This window comes from Caldimonas caldifontis (assembly GCF_002930615.1).
Taxonomy (GTDB): Bacteria; Pseudomonadota; Gammaproteobacteria; order Burkholderiales; family Burkholderiaceae_C; genus Caldimonas; species Caldimonas caldifontis.
This window is the reverse complement of the sequence record NZ_PSNX01000001.1, coordinates 40,757-57,319: the sequence shown is the minus strand read 5'-3', so window position 1 is coordinate 57,319 and position 16,563 is coordinate 40,757. Positions and strand designations below refer to the sequence as shown.

General features: G+C 70.2%; 15 protein-coding genes. 7 read left to right on the top strand and 8 right to left on the bottom strand.

Annotated features, from left to right (window positions below; all coding sequences use genetic code 11):
- Positions 1-2 precede the first annotated feature (2 nt).
- From C1704_RS00275 to C1704_RS00245, 7 genes are read right to left on the bottom strand one after another with little or no spacing between them, the layout of a single operon-like run.
- Positions 3-602, bottom strand: a complete 600-nt coding sequence (locus tag C1704_RS00275) for a sugar transferase (RefSeq protein ID WP_104299843.1) — start codon at positions 600-602, stop codon at positions 3-5.
- 2 nt (positions 603-604) lie between these two features.
- The gene (locus tag C1704_RS00270) at positions 605-1,774 is read right to left on the bottom strand and encodes a DegT/DnrJ/EryC1/StrS family aminotransferase (RefSeq protein WP_104299842.1); all 1,170 of its coding nucleotides are present in this window, start codon (positions 1,772-1,774) and stop codon (positions 605-607) included.
- Positions 1,771-2,469 carry a class I SAM-dependent methyltransferase gene (locus tag C1704_RS00265; protein WP_104299840.1) on the bottom strand — a complete coding sequence of 233 codons (699 nt, stop codon included), beginning with the start codon at positions 2,467-2,469 and terminating at the stop codon, positions 1,771-1,773. Before C1704_RS00265 ends, C1704_RS00270 begins: the two co-directional genes overlap by 4 nt.
- A 7-nt stretch (positions 2,470-2,476) precedes the next feature.
- On the bottom strand, positions 2,477-3,487 hold the full coding sequence (locus C1704_RS00260; RefSeq protein WP_104299838.1) for a glycosyltransferase family 2 protein: 1,011 nt from the start codon (positions 3,485-3,487) through the stop codon (positions 2,477-2,479).
- Positions 3,487-4,554: a glycosyltransferase gene (locus C1704_RS00255; protein ID WP_104299836.1), complete on the bottom strand. Its 1,068-nt coding sequence runs from the start codon at positions 4,552-4,554 to the stop codon at positions 3,487-3,489. The genes C1704_RS00260 and C1704_RS00255 overlap by 1 nt, the downstream gene beginning before the upstream one ends.
- A complete protein-coding gene (locus tag C1704_RS00250) occupies positions 4,551-5,126 on the bottom strand; it encodes an acyltransferase (RefSeq protein ID WP_104299834.1) in 576 nt (191 codons plus the stop codon). The genes C1704_RS00255 and C1704_RS00250 overlap by 4 nt, the downstream gene beginning before the upstream one ends.
- Positions 5,127-5,151: 25 nt before the next feature.
- On the bottom strand, positions 5,152-6,393 hold the full coding sequence (locus tag C1704_RS00245) for an MATE family efflux transporter (RefSeq protein WP_104299832.1): 1,242 nt from the start codon (positions 6,391-6,393) through the stop codon (positions 5,152-5,154).
- Between the two features lie 111 nt (positions 6,394-6,504).
- On the opposite strand from C1704_RS00245, the gene lysS reads away from it, so the two are divergent.
- Positions 6,505-8,031, top strand: coding sequence for a lysine--tRNA ligase (lysS, locus tag C1704_RS00240; RefSeq protein ID WP_104299830.1), 1,527 nt, complete (start codon positions 6,505-6,507; stop codon positions 8,029-8,031).
- 8 nt (positions 8,032-8,039) lie between these two features.
- Positions 8,040-8,603: a PNPOx family protein gene (locus C1704_RS00235; RefSeq protein WP_104299828.1), complete on the top strand. Its 564-nt coding sequence runs from the start codon at positions 8,040-8,042 to the stop codon at positions 8,601-8,603.
- A gap of 21 nt (positions 8,604-8,624) precedes the next feature.
- On the opposite strand, the gene C1704_RS00230 is transcribed toward C1704_RS00235, so the two are convergent.
- Positions 8,625-11,303, bottom strand: a complete 2,679-nt coding sequence (locus tag C1704_RS00230; RefSeq protein WP_146076009.1) for a zinc-dependent metalloprotease — start codon at positions 11,301-11,303, stop codon at positions 8,625-8,627.
- A 148-nt stretch (positions 11,304-11,451) separates the two neighbouring features.
- Between C1704_RS00230 and C1704_RS00225 the strand changes: the two genes are divergently transcribed.
- Genes C1704_RS00225 through aroE form a run of 5 tightly spaced genes read left to right on the top strand, consistent with a single transcriptional unit; the run spans position 11,452 to position 16,561 of the window.
- Positions 11,452-12,042, top strand: a complete 591-nt coding sequence (locus C1704_RS00225; RefSeq protein WP_104299824.1) for a YqiA/YcfP family alpha/beta fold hydrolase — start codon at positions 11,452-11,454, stop codon at positions 12,040-12,042.
- The gene (fabG, locus tag C1704_RS00220) at positions 12,039-12,779 is read left to right on the top strand and encodes a 3-oxoacyl-ACP reductase FabG (protein WP_104299823.1); all 741 of its coding nucleotides are present in this window, start codon (positions 12,039-12,041) and stop codon (positions 12,777-12,779) included. Before C1704_RS00225 ends, fabG begins: the two co-directional genes overlap by 4 nt.
- A gap of 36 nt (positions 12,780-12,815) precedes the next feature.
- Positions 12,816-14,849 (top strand): ribonuclease catalytic domain-containing protein, encoded by a 2,034-nt coding sequence (locus C1704_RS00215; RefSeq protein ID WP_104299821.1) that lies wholly within the window; start codon positions 12,816-12,818, stop codon positions 14,847-14,849.
- A 12-nt stretch (positions 14,850-14,861) separates the two neighbouring features.
- Complete coding sequence (locus C1704_RS00210) at positions 14,862-15,713, top strand: energy transducer TonB (RefSeq protein ID WP_104299819.1); 852 nt, start codon at positions 14,862-14,864, stop codon at positions 15,711-15,713.
- On the top strand, positions 15,713-16,561 hold the full coding sequence (gene aroE / locus C1704_RS00205) for a shikimate dehydrogenase (protein WP_104299817.1): 849 nt from the start codon (positions 15,713-15,715) through the stop codon (positions 16,559-16,561). The genes C1704_RS00210 and aroE overlap by 1 nt, the downstream gene beginning before the upstream one ends.
- The last annotated feature ends 2 nt before the right edge of the window (positions 16,562-16,563 follow it).

Here is a 16,563-nt window from a genome sequence, read left to right as displayed (position 1 = left end):
GCTCAACGCCTCACCGTGAGGGCGCGCAGGGTGCGCCACAGCACGCGCAGGTCCAGGGCCAGCGAAGCATGATCCACGTAGTGCTCGGCCTGGCGCAGCTTGGCGGGCAGGATCTCTTCGACATAGGTGCGTTCGGGGTCGCTGGAGCGGCCCAGGCGTTCGCCTTCGTCGAGGTGGGCGAGCGAGGCCGGGTCGGTGAGGCCAGGGCGCACCGACAGGAGCTTCTTGCGCAGGTGATCCGGATAGTGCGCCACGTAGCGCGGCACCTCGGGACGCGGTCCCACCAGGCTCATGTCGCCGATCAGCACGTCGAGCAGCTGGGGCAGTTCGTCGAGCTTGTGGCGGCGCAGGACCTGGCCGGCGCGCGTGATGCGGGCGTCCTGACCCACCGTGAGGGGCAGCCCCGTCGCCCCAGGCTCATGCACCATGGTGCGGAACTTGTGGATGCGAAAGAGCCGCCCGCCACGGCCCACACGTTCCTGGCGGAAGAAGACCGGCCCGGGAGAATCGAGCTTGACCCACAGCGCCAGGGCCAGCAGCAGCGGCGACAGCAACACCAGGCCCAGCAGGGCCGCGGTGACGTCGAACAGGCGCTTGAGCATGCTCACGCCCCGAGCGCCTCGTGCAGGGCGGCCACCACGCGATCGACGTCGGCCTCGCACATGCGGGTGTACAGCGGCAGGCTGAGCAGGGTCTCGAAGGCGTGCTGGCTGTGCGGGAAGCGCTCGGGGCGCAGATCGTAGCGCTCGCGCCAGTAGGGGTGCAGGTGCAGCGGGATGTAGTGCACGCTGCAGCCGATGCCCGCGGCGTAGAGCCGCTCGATCAGGGCGTCGCGCCCGATCGGCGCATCGTCGTGCAGGCGCAGCACGTACAAATGCCAGGCATGACGCTCACCGGCCGGGGCCCGGGGGGGCAGGATCACCGGCAGGCCGGCCAGGGCGGCGTCGTAGCGCGCGGCCAGGGCCTCGCGGCGCTGCTGGAAGGCATCGGCGCGTTTCAGCTGGTGCAGCCCCAGGGCGGCGGCGATGTCGGTGAGGTTGTACTTGAAGCCGGGCGCGACGATCTCGTAGTGCCAGCTGGGGCGCTGCGCGGTGAAGCGGTCGAAGGCGTCGCGGTCGATGCCGTGCAGGCGCATCACGCGGGCACGTTTGGCCAACGCTTCGTTGCGCGTGACCAGCATGCCGCCTTCGCCAGTGGTGATGGTCTTGTTGGCATAGAAGCTGAACACGGTGGCGTCGCTGTCGAGCGTGCCCACAAGCCGGCCGCCGCTCGTGGTGGGCAGGGCGTGGGCAGCGTCCTCGACAATCTTCAGGCCGTGACGGCGCGCGATGGCGGTGAGCGCGGACATGTCGGCCGCCAGACCGGCGTAGTGCACCGGGATGAGGGCCTTGGTGCGGGGGGTGATCGCGGCTTCGACCGCGGCCGGGTCCAGGTTGAGTGTGGCCGGATCAATGTCCACCAGCACGACGTCGGCCCCGAGGTAGCGCACGACCTCGGCGGTGGCGGTGAAGGTGTGGGTGGTGGTGATGACCTCGTCGCCGGGGCCCAGCCCCAGAGCCTCCAGCGCCAGGTGCAGGCCGGCCGTGGCGGAATTCACCGCGACGCAGTGCAGTCCCGCATCCCCCAGGTAGGCGGCGAAGGCTTCCTCGAAACGTCGCGCCTTGGGGCCGGTGGTGACCCAGCCCGAGCGCAGGGTGTCCACGACCTCGGCGATCTCCTCTTCGCCGATCTCGGGCAGAGCGAAAGGCAGGAAGGGCTTGTCGGTGGCATTCATGCGGGTTTGGCGATCCAGGCCAGGATGTGGGTGCGCAGCAGCGGCACAGCGTTGGCCACAGTGTAGGCAGACGGGTGCAGCCGCACGAGCGCGCGGGCCAGCGGCGGGGCCAGCGTGAGGCGGCGGGCTTCGATCCGACCCTGAGGAAAAAGCGCGCGCACCCGCGTCAGTGGCACACCGCGCACGTCCGGGTTGCGTGGGTTGTTCACGGTGAAGTCATACCAGAGCACGCCGCCGCCCGGGCGCACCCAGCGCCACATCGTGTCGGCCAGGGTCTGCTGGACCGTGTCGTCGAGCAGGGAGGAGAACACCGTGGACTGCAGCACCACGTCCTGGCTGGCGGGCGCGATGGGTGCAGCCCCCGCATCGCCCTCCAGGACGCGCAGGGCCGCTGGCAGGCGCTCGCGGGCGCGCGTGGCTCGCTCGGTCAGCAGCTCCAGGCCGGTGAGGTGGGCGGGGACGAAGCCGAACTGCAGCGCGTCGAGCAAGAGGCCGCCCGTGCCGCAGCCGACCTCGACCAGGCGACGCTGTGACAGGTCGTGCCAGCCCAGCCGCCGGAACAGGGCGGCGATGGCGCGCTGGCGCTCCTGCCAGGCCGCCAGGGCCGCCGGGTTCAGCAGGCTGTAGCGGGGGTCGTCGCTCGTGCGGCGGGCATAGCGCGCGCGCACGGCGTCCAGTTCGTCGGGTGGGGTCATCGCCTCCTCAACGGCTGAGCCGCCCCATGCGTGCACGGGGCCCCTGCCCTCGCCAGGCATCGAACACCCCCAGCAGGAAGCCCAGGCCATAGCCCAGGTGACAGGCCGGGATCACCAGCGGCAGCCACGTGAGGTACGACCAGCGGGTCTGCGCAGCGATCGCGAGCGAGGCGGCCAGCACCACCGCGAGGTAGAGCCCGGGCAGCAGGGCCGCCATCCAACCGGGCCCGCCCGCAACGGCCAGGGCAGCGCTGAATGCCAGGCCCAGCACCAGCCCACCCGGCAGCCAGTGGCGCAGCGAAGCTGCCCCCCCATGCTTGCGGATCACGAAAGGTTTCCAGTAGCCGTACTGCTGGTACTGCCGCCACAGGGCCGCCAGCGAATCGCGCGGGCGATAGGCGGATCGGATGGCAGCCGACTGCCAGATCCGGCCGCCGCCGCGCGTGATGCGCAGGTTGTGTTCGTCGTCCTGGTTGCGCACGAGCGTCTCGTCGAAGCCGCCGAAGCGTTCGAAGGTGGCGCGCGGCCAGCAGCCCAGGTACACGGTGTCGACCCAGCCGCTGTACTCAACCTGGCGCGAGCGGGCGCCGCCGGCCAGCCAGCGCGACTGGAAGGCCGCAGCGATGGCCGAGGACAGCGCCCCTTCGCCTTGTGCCCGCCAGGGGCCGCCGACGTTGTCCGCCCCGCTGGCCTGCAAGGCCGCGAGGCATTGGGCGACGTAGTCGCTGGCATAGGTGGTGTGCACGTCCATGCGCACGATCACTTCACCCCGGCTGGCCGCCAGCGCACGGTTCAAGCCGGCGGAGACGATGCGCTGCGGGTTGTCGACCAGCTGCAGTGCGAAGCGTTCGGCGTTGTCGTCCAGCCAGGCGCGGCTGCCGTCGTCGCTGTCGCCGTCGGCCACCAGCACCTCCATCGTCCAGCCCTCGGGGAGCTGCTGAGCCCGCAACGAGGTGCAGAAGGCCTCGAGGTGGGCGCGCTCGTTGCGGCAGGGCACGATCACCGAGACGGTGGGCATCAGCGGCCTCTCTGGCCAAGCAGCTCGCGGTAGAGCGCGGCCATGCGGTCCATCTGCTCGTCGCGCGACACCTCGGGCACCACGCGGCGACGGTTATGGCGTCCCATGGCCTCCAGCACTTGCAGGTCGCCGGCGAGTTCGACCAGGGCCTGGGCCAGGGCCGCGCCATCGCCCACCGGCACCAGGCGGCCGCCGCGGCCATCGACCCACTGGCGGTTGGCTGGCAGGTCGCTGACGACCACCGCCAGGCCGGCGGCCATGGCTTCCAGCAAGGCCACCGAGGTGGCGTCGCTCTCGGGCACCGAGACGGCCAGATGGGCGTTGCGCACGATCTCGGCCAGGCGGTCTTCATCGACCCGGCCGTGCCAATGCACCACGCCTTGCAGGCCCAGCGATTCGGCCTGGGCGCGCAGCGCCGACTCGAGCGGGCCGCCGCCGCACAGGTGCAGTTCCACAGGCAGCATCGGCCGGCGCTCGCGCAACTGGGCCACGGCGTGCAGAACGAGGTCGATGCGGTAGTTGGGCTCCCAGTTGCGCGGGCTCACCAGGCGCAGCGGGCTCGGCGCCTTGTGGACCGCGACGAACTTCGCCGTGTCCACCCCCCAGAGCACCTGGTGCAGGGCTGCGCGCGGGCGATAGGCGGCAATGGCTTCGAGCATGTCCTGGCTGTCGGCGGTGATGAGGTCGGCGCGGCGCAGCGTCCAGCCGGTGAGCGCGCGCACCAGGCGGCTCTGGCGCGGGCTCACCAGCACGTCCGAGCCCCAGGCCGAGAGCACCAGGGGATGGTGGCCCACACTGCCCGCCCAGAAGCCGTAGGAAGTGAGGTAGTGGCCGTGCATCAGGTCGGGCCGCAGCGAGCGCGCCAGCGAGCGCACGCGCGGCAACGCGGCCAACCAGGGCCAGCGGCCGTCGGGTGTGTGGAGTGCATGCACCTCGGCGCCCGGCACGTCGCCCTCGTGGCGAGAGATCACGCTGCAGCGAAAGCCTCGCTCAGCGATGGCCGACACCCAGCGGCGCGTGTGCACGCTGGTGGCATCGGCCACGAACACCAGGTGGGGGTCGCTCATCGCCCAGGCCAGCCCTGGCCGCAGTAAGTGGCTGCCGCCTTCGGGTGGCGCTCGATCCAGGCCGCGTCGCCGTCGCGCACGTCGCCGATCACACGGGCCGGCTGGCCGCCCAGGATGGCGTAGTCGGGGAACTCGCCGTCCACATAGCTGAAGGCACGCACCAGCACACCCCGGCCCAGGCGGCTGCCGGGCATGACCACACTGTTCGCGCCGATGAAGCAGTAGGGCCCGATCACGGTGGGTTGGCGCACGAAGCCCAGGGGCTGCGGGTCGCCAAAATAGTCGCGTCCCATCAGCCGGGTGGCGCGATGGCTGGAGTGGGTGAGCACCGACACATGGTTGGTGATCTGCGCGCCCTCGCCGATCGTGAGACCGCCCGATGCATCGATGAAGTTGTGATGCCCGATGAAGACATGGTCACCGATGTCGAGGCGGTCGGGGCTTTCCAGCGCGGTGGTGCTGCCGATGCGGGTGTGGGCGAGCCAGACCCCCGAGGGGTGGCGATGGCCGTAGAGCATGCGCGGACGCAGCCACGCACGCAGGGCTCGGATGATCCAGGACTTGATCGACATCGTGTCAGAGGGCAGGCGCGACAGTCTACCGGGACGGCCGCAGCAGGTCGCGCCAGCGCAGGCCCGCGTGTCGCCGGAACAGCGCGAGGCCCCAGGTGATGGCCAGCCCATACGATAGCGAGGTGGCGATCGCCGCACCCGTGGCGCCCAGGCGGGGCACGAGCACCAGGCAGGCCCCCACGTTGATCAGCAACGATGCCCCTGCCACCGCGGCTGACAGGCGGGGCTTGCCCAGGAAGTTGGTGTAGTAGGCCGACAGCGTCGACGCGCAGCCATAGGCCCACACGCCGGGCAACAACCACAGCATCAGCGGCACGGCGTCGGCATAGGGCTCGCCCAGCACCCGCGGCAAGCCCCAGGCCGCCAGGGCGACCAGCAACGGCGAGGCGATCAACAGCACCGCCAGGTTGAAGTGGATCAGGCGCACGGTCAGCTTCGCGGCCGCCTCACGGTCGGGCTGGCCGATGCGGCCATACGCGGCAGCGCTCACCGAGGACGAGATGAACCACAGCAACTCGGTCACCGTCACCGCGATGGCGTAGACGCCGGTGGCCGAGAGGCTGCCGAAGGCTTCCACGATGAAGAGGTCGATGCGGTAGTTGAGCCAGCTGATGAGGTTGGTCAGGCCCAGCACGGTGCAGAAGCCCGCCTGGGTGCGCCAGGCGGGCCAGTCGGGCGCGCGGCCGCGCTGGTCGCGCCACGCCCAGGCCGCCCCGGCCAGGCCCACGAGCATGCGGGCGCCCAGCCAGACCATCATGACGGCCCACAGGGTCACGGGCTGTCCGGCCAGTGCCCAGACCCCGATCGCGAGCAGCGCCACCGCCGGAGGTGCAACGGTCAGGGCATTGATCGGCCCCATGCGGCCAAGCCCCAGGTACAGGCCCGACACCGTGGGCGTGAGCAGCAGCCAGGGCGCCGCCAGGGCCAGGGCCGGCAGGTAGCGGTAGGCCGGCGCATCGGCCAGCGCCCCGCCCGCGGCCCAGAACACCAGCGCCCCCACGCCGCCGGCGCCCAGCGCCAGCACCAGGGCCCCTCCCAGCCAGCGGGCAGCCGCTTCGCGGTGATGGGACACCTGGCGCGCCACCACCAGGCCGAAGCCGGAGAAGAGCGCGGCAAAGACCGCCTCGGTGGCCACCAGCAGCGAGAACACCCCTTGCTCGGCCGGCCCCTGGCGCGCCGCCAGGGCCAGCAAAGCAAGCCCCAGACCCACGGCGGTCAGCCTCGCCAGGAAATGACTGAAGGCCGAGCGGGTCAGGGAAGCAGGCATCGAATGGGCACACTGGGGCAGCGCAGGCGCGGATCGGCGGGATGATACGGGGGCGGTCGGGCCGGCGCCGGCCCGGTAAAATCGTGCGTTTTCCCGCCTTCCGCCCCCACCATGACCGACCGCGCGACGCCTGCCGCCGCCGAGGCTGCTGCCCCGGCCACCGACACCAACCAGCTGATCGCCGAGCGCCGCGAGAAGCTCGCCGCGATCCGTCAGCAGGGGGTGGCCTTCCCGAACGATTTCAAGCCCCAGCACCGGGCCGCGGCCCTGGTGCAGCAGTACGGCGAGATGCCGAACGAGGCGCTGGAGCCGCTCAAGCTCAACGTCAGCGTGGCCGGGCGCATGATGCTCAAGCGCGTGATGGGCAAGGCCAGCTTCTGCACGCTGCAGGATGCCAGCGGCCGCCTCCAGCTCTACGTGACGCGCGACGGCGTGGGCGAAGAGGTGTACGCCGCCTTCAAGCACTGGGACCTGGGCGACATCCTCGGCGCCGAAGGCCAGCTCTTCAAGACCAAGACCGGTGAGCTCTCGGTGCTGGTGACGCGCCTGCGCCTGCTCACCAAGAGCCTGCGCCCGCTGCCGGACAAGTTCCACGGCATGACCGACCAGGAGCAGAAGTACCGCCAGCGCTACGTCGACCTGATGACCGACGAGGAGGCACGGCGCCGCTTCGTGGCGCGCAGCAAGGCGGTGAGTTCCATCCGAGAGTTCATGACCGGCCACGGTTTCCTGGAGGTGGAAACGCCCATGCTCCACCCCATCCCGGGCGGGGCGAACGCCAAGCCCTTCGTGACCCACCACAACGCGCTCGACCAGGAGATGTTCCTGCGCATCGCGCCGGAGCTCTACCTCAAGCGCCTGATCGTGGGCGGCTTCGAGCGGGTGTTCGAGATCAACCGCAACTTCCGCAACGAAGGCATCTCGGTGCGCCACAACCCCGAGTTCACGATGATGGAGTTCTATGCGGCCTACTGGAACTACCACGACCTGATGGACTACACCGAAGCGCTGATCCGCCAGGCCGCGCGCGACGCGACCGGCTCGGCCACCCTCACCTACCAGGGCCGCGTGGTGGACCTTGAACAGCCTTTTGCGCGACTGAGCATCCGCGATGCCCTGCTCCAGCACGCTCCGCGCCTGAACGACACCCAGCTCGACGACCCGGACTATCTTCGCGCAGAGCTCAAGATCCTGGGCAAGGAAGCGCCGGCCCACTGGGGCCTGTCGCAGTTGCAGTTCGCCGTGTTCGAGGAATTGGTGGAAGACAAGCTCTGGGAGCCCACCTTCATCATCGACCACCCGGTGGAGGTGTCGCCGCTGGCACGTGCATCCGACACCGACCCCTCCAAGACCGAGCGCTTCGAGCTGTACGCCACCGGGCGCGAGATCGCCAACGGATTCTCCGAGCTGAATGACGCCGAAGATCAGGCCGCCCGGTTCCACGCGCAGGTGGCGAACAAGGACGCCGGCGACGAAGAGGCCATGTACTTCGATGCCGACTTCATCCGGGCGCTCGAGTACGGCATGCCCCCGACCGGGGGGTGTGGCATCGGCATCGACCGGCTCATCATGCTGCTGACCGACAGCCCCAGCATCCGCGATGTGATCCTCTTCCCCGCCCTGCGCCGAGAGCATTGACACCGATCATGGCCCGCGCTGAACGCCCTGACACGCTCGCTGCCATCGAAGCAGCGGTGTGGCAGGAACTGGCCCGCGCGGCCCTTGACAAACATCACGCCTGGCGCACGCCGGTGCTGGCCACCGGGCTGTCCGACGGGGCCGATGCCCGCGTGGTGGTGCTGCGCGAGGTCGATCCGCCCACCCGCACCCTGGTCTTCTACACCGACATCCGCTCGGGCAAGGTCGCCCAGTGCCTCGAGCAGCCCACCGCCACCGTGGTGATGTGGTCGTCTGTGCTGGGCTGGCAGCTGCGCTGCCGCGTGCAGCTCAGCCTCGACACCCAGGGCGTGAGCGTGCTGTCGCGTTGGGCGCGGCTGAAGCTTTCGCCGGCGGCCCAGGACTACCTCTCGCCGTTGCCGCCCGGCAGTGTGATCGACGACCCGGTGCGCCCGGTCCTGCCGCGTGACGATCGTGGGCACTTCGGCGTGCTCTTTGCCCGGGTGGACAGCCTGGACTGGCTGGAGCTGCACCGCGACGGTCACCGCCGCGCACGATTCGACGCCGACGGCGCGCGCTGGCTGCAGCCCTGAGACCCCCCCCCGATCGCTGCCTCAGGGCTGGCGCAGGAAGGACGCATCCAGCGAACGTGCCAGCAGGGCGCGGCTGTCCTCCAGATGAGCCCGCGTGGTCACCGACCCGCCCGGGCGGCGCAACGCGTGGTCCAGCTCGGCCAGCAACTCGCGTGCCAGCAGGCCCTGCAGGCTCAGCGCATCGGCCGGCAAGGCCCCCGAACCGCGCGTGAGCAGCGCCGACAGCCGCTGCAGATGCTCGCGCTGCAGCTGGCGGCGCAGCGGGGCAATCTCGCCACCTCGACGCAGCTCACTCCACACGGCCGCCTGCAGGCGCCGGTACACCTCGTCCAGCCCCATCACCGGCTCACCTGCGCTCGCGTAGAGCGGCATCTCCAGCACACGCGTGGCCGTGCCCGCGCTCAACAGGCGGTCGAGCACGGTGGCCTGCACGCTGCGCACCAGCTCGGGCACCGACACCGGCCCGGCCACGTTGCGATCGAGGTAGTCGGTGGGCAGGCTGCGCAGGAACTCGGGACGGAAGCGGAAGTTGTCCTCGCTGAACAGATGGCGGGTGAGAAAGGTGAGCGCGCGGCGCTGCTCGGCCGCCGCCACGGGCGTGTAGGTGGGCCGGGCCCGCGGCCCCGGCAGGTCGCGCACCTGCACCATGCCGCCCACGTACTTCGCAGCCAGGTCGGCTGATGTGCGCAGTGGCCCGAAGCCACTGAGCATGGCCCGCCGGGCACGCAGCGGATCCTCGCCCGCCTGAGGTTCACGCGCCTGCACGCGCTGCCACAGTTCCTGCGACAGCACGAGGCGGCGCTCGTAGTAGGTCAGGGGGTCGTCGCCCAGGTCGAAGCGGTTGGCCAGCGGATCGAAGCTCTCGATGCCCCCCAGCCCGCCCGCGTCGAAGTCGTCGGCATAGGCCAGCGCGGGCTCGCCGCTGCGCGCGGCGATGCGGGCCAGGCCCTGCACCTCCTCGTCGCTCGCGAAGGGCCGGTAGGCGTATTCGATGGCCCAGTAGTCGTACGGCCCCAGCGTCGTGTTGACGATGGCGCCCTGCGGCTGGCCGGCGGGGGCGATGTTGTAGGCGTTGTAGTCCATCACCGAACCCGAGGTCCCGCGCGCCGCGGTGTAGGCCGCATCGCCCAGGCGAGCGAAGGACACCGCCGTGGACGCCTTGAAGTTGTGCTTCAGGCCCAGGGCATGGCCCACCTCGTGCATCACCACGTCCTTGATCACCGCCTGTACGAAGGCCTCGGCCTGGGGGCCGTCGGGGACGATGTCACCGCGTGCCTCCAGCAGTTCCCAGGCGAACTGGGCTTCGGCGGCCACTTCACGGGCGTAGTGGCAGGCCGCCGGGGCCCCTTCGCCACGCCAGGCGGCTGTCAGTTCGGCCAGGCGCTCCTCAGTGCTGCCGCGCGGGGTGTCGACGATGAAGCGGCGCGCGCCCCGCGCAAACAGGTCGGCGATCGCGATGTCGGCATCGAGGATCTCGCCGGTGCGCGGATCGGCGTGGTGGGGGCCGCGGGCCGAGGCCGCATCGATGCCGACATACCACCGGATCGAGGCATGCCGCGCATCCATGTTGTCCCAGTCGGCATCGTCGGGCTGCTGGCGGGCCTCGATGGCGCCGACGAAACCGATGCGCTCGAACGCGAGGTTCCACTCCAGCACGCCGGCGCGCACGGCCTCGCGGTAGCGCTCGGGAATGTTGCGGTCGAGCCAGAAGACAATGGGTTCGCGCGGCGGCGAACGCTCGGCCATCGGGTCGGCCTTCTCCAGTCGCCAGCGCGCGATGTGGTGCACCCGTGGCTGCACGGGCAGGTCGCGTGTGAGGTCGGTGTGGGCATGGGTGAAGTGCCCCAGGCGCGGGTCGGCGGCGCGCGGGCGCATCGGCTGCTCGGGCAGTGCGAGGAAGTTGTAGACCAGGTCCACGAAGAAGCTGCGGGCATCAGGCAGCACCGTGGGTGGCGAGGGCCGGGCCACCGCCGCGGGGCCGTTCGCGGCCGGCGGCAGCACGGGCAAACGCGGCACCGTGTGATGCTGACGCACCTGCACCGCCGTGAGCCGCTCGGACTGGCGCACCCGCTCGATCTGCGAATTGGCACGATCCAGCGTGTAGCTCAGGCGGAAGGCCGACTCGATCGCGCTGCCATAGCCGGCGATGTCGCCCAGCAGGAAGCTCGCATCCACCAGCACCGCCTGGTGCTGCGGATGCGGCGCACTGGCCAGCGGCAGCGCGGCGAGCAGGCTGTCGGAATAGCCCTCGCGCACGGCGCGGCTCAGCGCCGCGTCCCCGTCGGCCCGCACGGCGGTGTTCAGCGCAATGAGTTGCAGGCGATCGCCCATACGACGCCACTCCACCAGCCAGCTGCGCCCCATCTGGCTCGCATACAGGCCACGCTGCCCCACCGAGCCCGTGATGTTGATGGTCAGCAGAAAGGGCTGCCCCAGCCGCGCGGGCGCAAGCTCGATCCAGACTTTGTCGTCGCGACGCCAGGTCGGCAGGTGGCCATCCTCGCGGGTGGCCCCTTTCACGACCTCGGCAAAGGCTTGCGGGCTTGCGGGGGCAGGCCGCGTCGCGGGTGGCGAAGCCGGGGCTGATGCTGCGTCGGCCGGCGCGCCCGGGGTGCTGGCACAGGCCCCCAGGCTGAAGGCCAGCGCCGCCGGCATCACGATCCGCCAGGCGGGCCGCAGGAAAAGGTCTGTCGCATGCATGGCCACATGATGCCGCCTTGTCCTCGCTCCGGCGCTGCCCAGGTGCAAAACCCTTCACGTTCGGCCCCAGGGCAAACCCGCAGTCCCGGCCCGAGCCGGTGGCACCCGGCTTAGACTGCAGCGCTTTGCCGACGGCCCTGCTGTTCCGATGTCCCGCCGCGACCTGCTGTATCTCCATGGCTTCCGCTCCTCGCCGCGCTCCACCAAGGCGCAGCAGATGGGTGCGCTCATCGCGCAGCGGCAGGCTCTGGGCGAGGACTGGAGCTGGCAGTGCCCGCAACTGCCCCCCTCGCCCGCCGAGGCCTGGGCGCTGATCGAGCGCAGTCTGTCGGCCCTGCCCGACCATCGGCGTGCCGTGATCGGCTCCTCGCTTGGCGGCTTCTACGCCACGGCGGCGGCCGAACGCTTCGGATGCCCCGCCGTGCTCATCAACCCGGCTGTGGACCCGGCACGTGATCTGGCCCGCTACACCGGGGAGATCACCGCCTGGCACAGCGAGGAACGCTTCTGGTTCCGCGCCGGATTCATCGACGAGCTGCGTGCGCTGACGCCAGGCGCCCTCACCCGGCCCGAGCGCTACTTCGTGCTCGTCGCCCAGGGTGATGAAGTGCTCGACTGGCGCGAGATGGCCGGCCGCTATGCCGGCACGCGGCTCACCGTGCTCGAAGGTGGCGACCACGCCCTGAGCAGCTTTCCCGATCACCTCGACGACATCCTTTCCTTCCTGGACGCCTCATGAGACTGCACGACAAGACCGCCATCATCACGGGCGCCGCCCAGGGCATCGGCCTGGCCACGGCCCTGAAGTTCGCCGCCGAAGGTGCCCACGTGGTGGTGTGTGACATCCGGCGTGAAGCCGTCGACGCGGCGGTGACCCAGTGCCGCGCACTGGGCGCCCAGGCTGAAGGCCAGGTGGTGGACGTCACCTCACGTGAACAGATCGACGCGATGGCCGCCGCCACGCTCGCGCGCTTCGGCCGCATCGACGTGCTGGTCAACAACGCCGGCATCACCCAGGACGCACGGCTGCAGAAGATGACGCTGGAGCAGTTCGACCGTGTCATCGATGTGAACCTGCGCGGTGTCTTTCACTGCGCCCAGGCGGTGCTGCCGGCCATGCTGGAGCAGGGCGCCGGCGTGATCCTCAACGCCTCCTCCGTGGTGGGCATCTACGGCAACTACGGCCAGACCAATTACGCCGCCAGCAAGTTCGGCGTGATCGGCTTCACCAAGACCTGGTCGCGCGAACTCGGACCCAAGGGCATCCGCGTCAACGCCGTCGCCCCGGGCTTCATCGAGACACCCATCCTCGCCACCGTCCCCGAGAAGGTGCTGACCGCCATGCGCGAGGACGTGCCCCTCAAGCGCCTGGGCCGCCCGGAGGAAATCGCGAACGTCTATGCCTTCCTGGCCAGCGACGAGGCCTCCTACGTCAACGGCGCCGTGATCGAGGTGGCCGGTGGCATGACCGTCTGATCCGGGACCCTTTGGCGGACAGGCGACAATCGGGCCATGTTCGCCCTCTATGAAGACGCCGGCAAGTTCCTGGCCGGCCGCGTGATGTCCCAGTCCGATGCCTCGATGCAGATCGAGCTCGACTCCGGCAAGCGCGTGAAGGTCAAGTCCGCCCACGTGCTGCTGCAGTTCGAGCAGCCCGCGCCCGCTCAGCTGCTGACACAAGCCCAGGCCCTGGCGCCCGAGATCGACCTCGACCTCGCCTGGGAATTTGCCCCCGACGACGAGTTCGGCTTCGCCGACCTCGCACGCGACTATTTCGACGCCAGTGCCGGTGTGGTCCATCAGACCGCGGCGCTGCTGCGCCTGTTCGAGGCGCCGCACTACTTCCGCCGCGTGGGCAAGGGCCGCTTCAAGAAGGCTCCCGAGGACATCGTCAAGGCCGCCTTGCTGGCCATCGAGCGCAAGCAGCAGCAGCAGGCCCAGATCGAGGCCTGGGCCAGCGAGCTGGCCGAAGGTCGCTGCCCTGAGCCCGTGCGCGAGCAGCTCTACAGGATCCTCTTCAAGCCCGACAAGAACGCCCTGGAATACAAGGCCGTGGTCGAAGCCAGCAAGCGGGCCCACCAGGCACCGCTCGACCTGCTGAAGACTGCCGGGGCCATCGACAGCCCCTACCAGTTCCACTGGCGGCGCTTCCTGTTCGAGCACTTCCCCAAGGGCTACGGCTTCCCGGCCCTCGCCGCCCCGCCCATCACCGACGAGCTGCCGCTGGCCGCGGTGCAGGCCTTCAGCATCGACGACTCGGCCACGACCGAGATCGATGACGCGCTGTCGGTGCAGGGCCTGGGCAGCGGCACCGTGGTGTTCGGGGTGCACATTGCCGCGCCGGGCCTGGCGATTTCCCCGGGGGATGCGCTCGACCAGGTGGCACGTGGGCGCTACTCCACGGTCTACATGCCGGGCTACAAGATCACCATGCTGCCCGACGAAGTGGTGCAGACCTACACCCTGCAGGAAGGGCGCGACTGTCCGGCGGTGTCGATCTACTTCACGATCGACGAGGCCACACTGGAGGTGCGCAGCCACGAGACGCGCCTGGAGCGCGTGCCCATTGCCGCCAACCTGCGCCATGACCAGCTCGATGGCGTGATCACGGCCGACACGCTGACCGGCGCGGCCCCGGCCGCCTACCCCTTCCCCACCGAACTCGCCTTCTGCTGGCGGCTGGCCCAGCACCTGAAGGCCCAGCGGGAGGTGGTGCGCGGCAAGCCCGAGACCTTCACCCGGCCCGACTACAGCTTCAAGCTCGAAGGCCACGACGGCAGCGAGCCCACCGGCCGCGAGACGGTACGCATCAGCACGCGCAAGCGCGGCGAGCCGCTCGACCTGATCGTCGCCGAGGCCATGATCCTGGCGAATTCCACCTGGGGCGGCTGGCTCGCCGAGCTGGGGGTGCCCGGCATCTACCGCAGCCAGGCCAGCCTGCTGCCCGGCGTGAAGGTGCGCATGAGTACCAAGCCCCTGCCCCATGCCGGCATGGGCGTGAAGCAATACACCTGGGCCACCTCGCCGCTGCGCCGCTACGTTGACCTGGTCAACCAGTGGCAGATCATCGCGTGCGCCCGCCATGGCCGCACGGCCGCGCTGGCTGCGCCCTTCAAGCCCAAGGATGCTGAACTCTTCTCGGTCATCTCCGGCTTCGATGCGGCCTACACCGCCTACAACGACTTCCAGCATGGCATCGAGCGCTACTGGACACTGCGCTACATGGTGCAGAACGACGTGCAGGAGCTCACTGCCGCCGTCCTCAAGGAAGGCCTGGTGCGCGCCGACACACTGCCGCTGGTGTTCCGCGCCGCCGGCACCGACAACCTGCCGCGCGGGGCCCACGTGCGTGTGCGCATCACCGGGCTGGACGAGCTCACGCTTGACGTGCACGCCTCTCTGATCGAGCGTCTGGACGAAGTGCTGCCTGCCGCTGCGGAAGAAGAAGGAGAGGACGAGGAAGCCGCAGGTCCGTTGTCCCTGGCGATCGACCTCGGCGAGGGCGACAATGCGGCTTCCACCGAAACGCCCTCTGCCGCAGCCTGATCCCACGCGACCATGCTGAAGAAGCTCACCACCTTGCAGATCGCCCTGGCCATCTCGCTGGGGGTGCACGCCGTGCTGCTCTCGGTCCGCTTCGTCGACCCGGAGGCCTTCAACCGCGTGTTCGAGGACACGCCGCTGGAAGTCATCCTCGTCAACGCCCGCTCCACCGAACGCCCCGACCAGGCCCAGGCCATCGCCCAGGCCAACCTGGCCGGCGGCGGCAATGTCGAGCGCGGGCGCGCCACCTCGCCGCTGCCGCCCTCGGCCGTGCTGGCCACGGGCAATGCCCTGGAAGATGCGCAGCGCCAGATCGAGACCCTGATGGAGCAGCAAGAGCGCCTGCTGGCCAGCCTGCGCCGCGAGCTGGCCACCCTGCCCCCACCCGACCCACGCAGCGACCGCGGCAGCCAGGACGCGCAATCGCAGGAAGAAAAACGCCGTCAGCTGCTGCGCATGCTGGCCGAGATCGAAAAGCGCATCAACGAAGAGAACGCCCGACCGAAGCGCCGCTACATCAGCCCCAGCACGCGCGAGGCCACCTACGCCCTCTACTACGACCAGCTGCGCCGCAAGATCGAAGACCGGGGCACGCGCAACTTCCCTGAGCACCAAGGCAAGAAGCTCTATGGCGAACTCACGATGATCGTCACCGTCGATGCCCTGGGGCGGGTGGTCGATACCGAGATCGTGCAAAGCTCCGGCCAGGCCGTGCTCGACCGCCAGGCCATCGCCATCGTGAACGCGGCCAGCCCTTTCGGCAACTTCAGCAACGAGATGCGGGCCAAGGCGGACCAGATCGTGGTCGTCTCGCGTTTCCGCTTCACCCGCGAGCAGGCTCTGGAAACCACCCTCACCGGCAACTGATGCACAGCGCAGACCGACCCGACCGCTATGCGGTGATCGGCCATCCCGTGGCCCACAGCAAGTCGCCCTTCATCCACGCTCGCTTTGCCGAGCTGACGGGGGAGCCGCTCGTGTACGAGCGCGTGCTCGCGCCGCTCGACGCTTTTGCGCCCACCGTGCGCGACTTCGCGGCCGCCGGCGGCCGCGGCTGCAACGTCACCGTCCCCTTCAAGTTCGAGGCCCACGACCTGGCGGTGCAGCGCAGCGAGCGCGCCGCCTTGGCGCAGGCGGTGAACACCCTGCGTTTCGATGCCGAGGGTTGGTTCGGCGACAACACCGATGGCGCTGGCCTGGTGCGCGACCTGCAACACAACGCCGGCATCGACCTCGCGGGCCGTGACCTGCTGCTGCTGGGCGCCGGCGGAGCCAGCGCGGGCGTGCTGGGCCCGCTGCTGGCCGCACGCCCCCGCCGCCTGGTGGTGGCCAACCGCAGTGTCGACAAGGCGCAGTCCCTGGTCGCCCGCCATGCACTGTGGGCACACAGGCACGACGTGGCGCTGTCGGCCGTCGGCCTGGAGGACTGCGGCACGGGCTATGCCGTGGTGCTCAACGGCACCGCTGCCAGCCTGCAGGGGGCCGGCAGCCCCGTCCCCGGCGCTGTGCTGGGCCCCGGCGCCCTGGCCCTGGACATGATGTACGGCCCCGCGGCCGAACCCTTCCTGCAATGGGCCCGGGAACACGGCGCTGCGGCGCGGGACGGCCTGGGCATGCTGGTCGAGCAGGCAGCCGAGGCCTTCCAGGTCTGGCGTGGCATGCGTCCCCCCACCGCCGAGGTCCTGCGCGAACTGCGCACGGGCCGGGCCGGCTGAGG

Excerpts from the sequence above, each read along its gene's own strand:
- C1704_RS00275 (WP_104299843.1), bottom strand. The coding sequence starts at position 602 with ATGCTCAAGCGCCTGTTCGACGTCACCGCGGCCCTGCTGGGCCTGGTG.
- C1704_RS00270 (WP_104299842.1), bottom strand. The coding sequence starts at position 1,774 with ATGAATGCCACCGACAAGCCCTTCCTGCCTTTCGCTCTGCCCGAGATC.
- C1704_RS00265 (WP_104299840.1), bottom strand. The coding sequence starts at position 2,469 with ATGACCCCACCCGACGAACTGGACGCCGTGCGCGCGCGCTATGCCCGC.
- C1704_RS00260 (WP_104299838.1), bottom strand. The coding sequence starts at position 3,487 with ATGCCCACCGTCTCGGTGATCGTGCCCTGCCGCAACGAGCGCGCCCAC.
- C1704_RS00255 (WP_104299836.1), bottom strand. The coding sequence starts at position 4,554 with ATGAGCGACCCCCACCTGGTGTTCGTGGCCGATGCCACCAGCGTGCAC.
- C1704_RS00250 (WP_104299834.1), bottom strand. The coding sequence starts at position 5,126 with ATGTCGATCAAGTCCTGGATCATCCGAGCCCTGCGTGCGTGGCTGCGT.
- C1704_RS00245 (WP_104299832.1), bottom strand. The coding sequence starts at position 6,393 with ATGCCTGCTTCCCTGACCCGCTCGGCCTTCAGTCATTTCCTGGCGAGG.
- lysS (WP_104299830.1), top strand. The coding sequence starts at position 6,505 with ATGACCGACCGCGCGACGCCTGCCGCCGCCGAGGCTGCTGCCCCGGCC.
- C1704_RS00235 (WP_104299828.1), top strand. The coding sequence starts at position 8,040 with ATGGCCCGCGCTGAACGCCCTGACACGCTCGCTGCCATCGAAGCAGCG.
- C1704_RS00230 (WP_146076009.1), bottom strand. The coding sequence starts at position 11,303 with ATGCATGCGACAGACCTTTTCCTGCGGCCCGCCTGGCGGATCGTGATG.
- C1704_RS00225 (WP_104299824.1), top strand. The coding sequence starts at position 11,452 with ATGTCCCGCCGCGACCTGCTGTATCTCCATGGCTTCCGCTCCTCGCCG.
- fabG (WP_104299823.1), top strand. The coding sequence starts at position 12,039 with ATGAGACTGCACGACAAGACCGCCATCATCACGGGCGCCGCCCAGGGC.
- C1704_RS00215 (WP_104299821.1), top strand. The coding sequence starts at position 12,816 with ATGTTCGCCCTCTATGAAGACGCCGGCAAGTTCCTGGCCGGCCGCGTG.
- C1704_RS00210 (WP_104299819.1), top strand. The coding sequence starts at position 14,862 with ATGCTGAAGAAGCTCACCACCTTGCAGATCGCCCTGGCCATCTCGCTG.
- aroE (WP_104299817.1), top strand. The coding sequence starts at position 15,713 with ATGCACAGCGCAGACCGACCCGACCGCTATGCGGTGATCGGCCATCCC.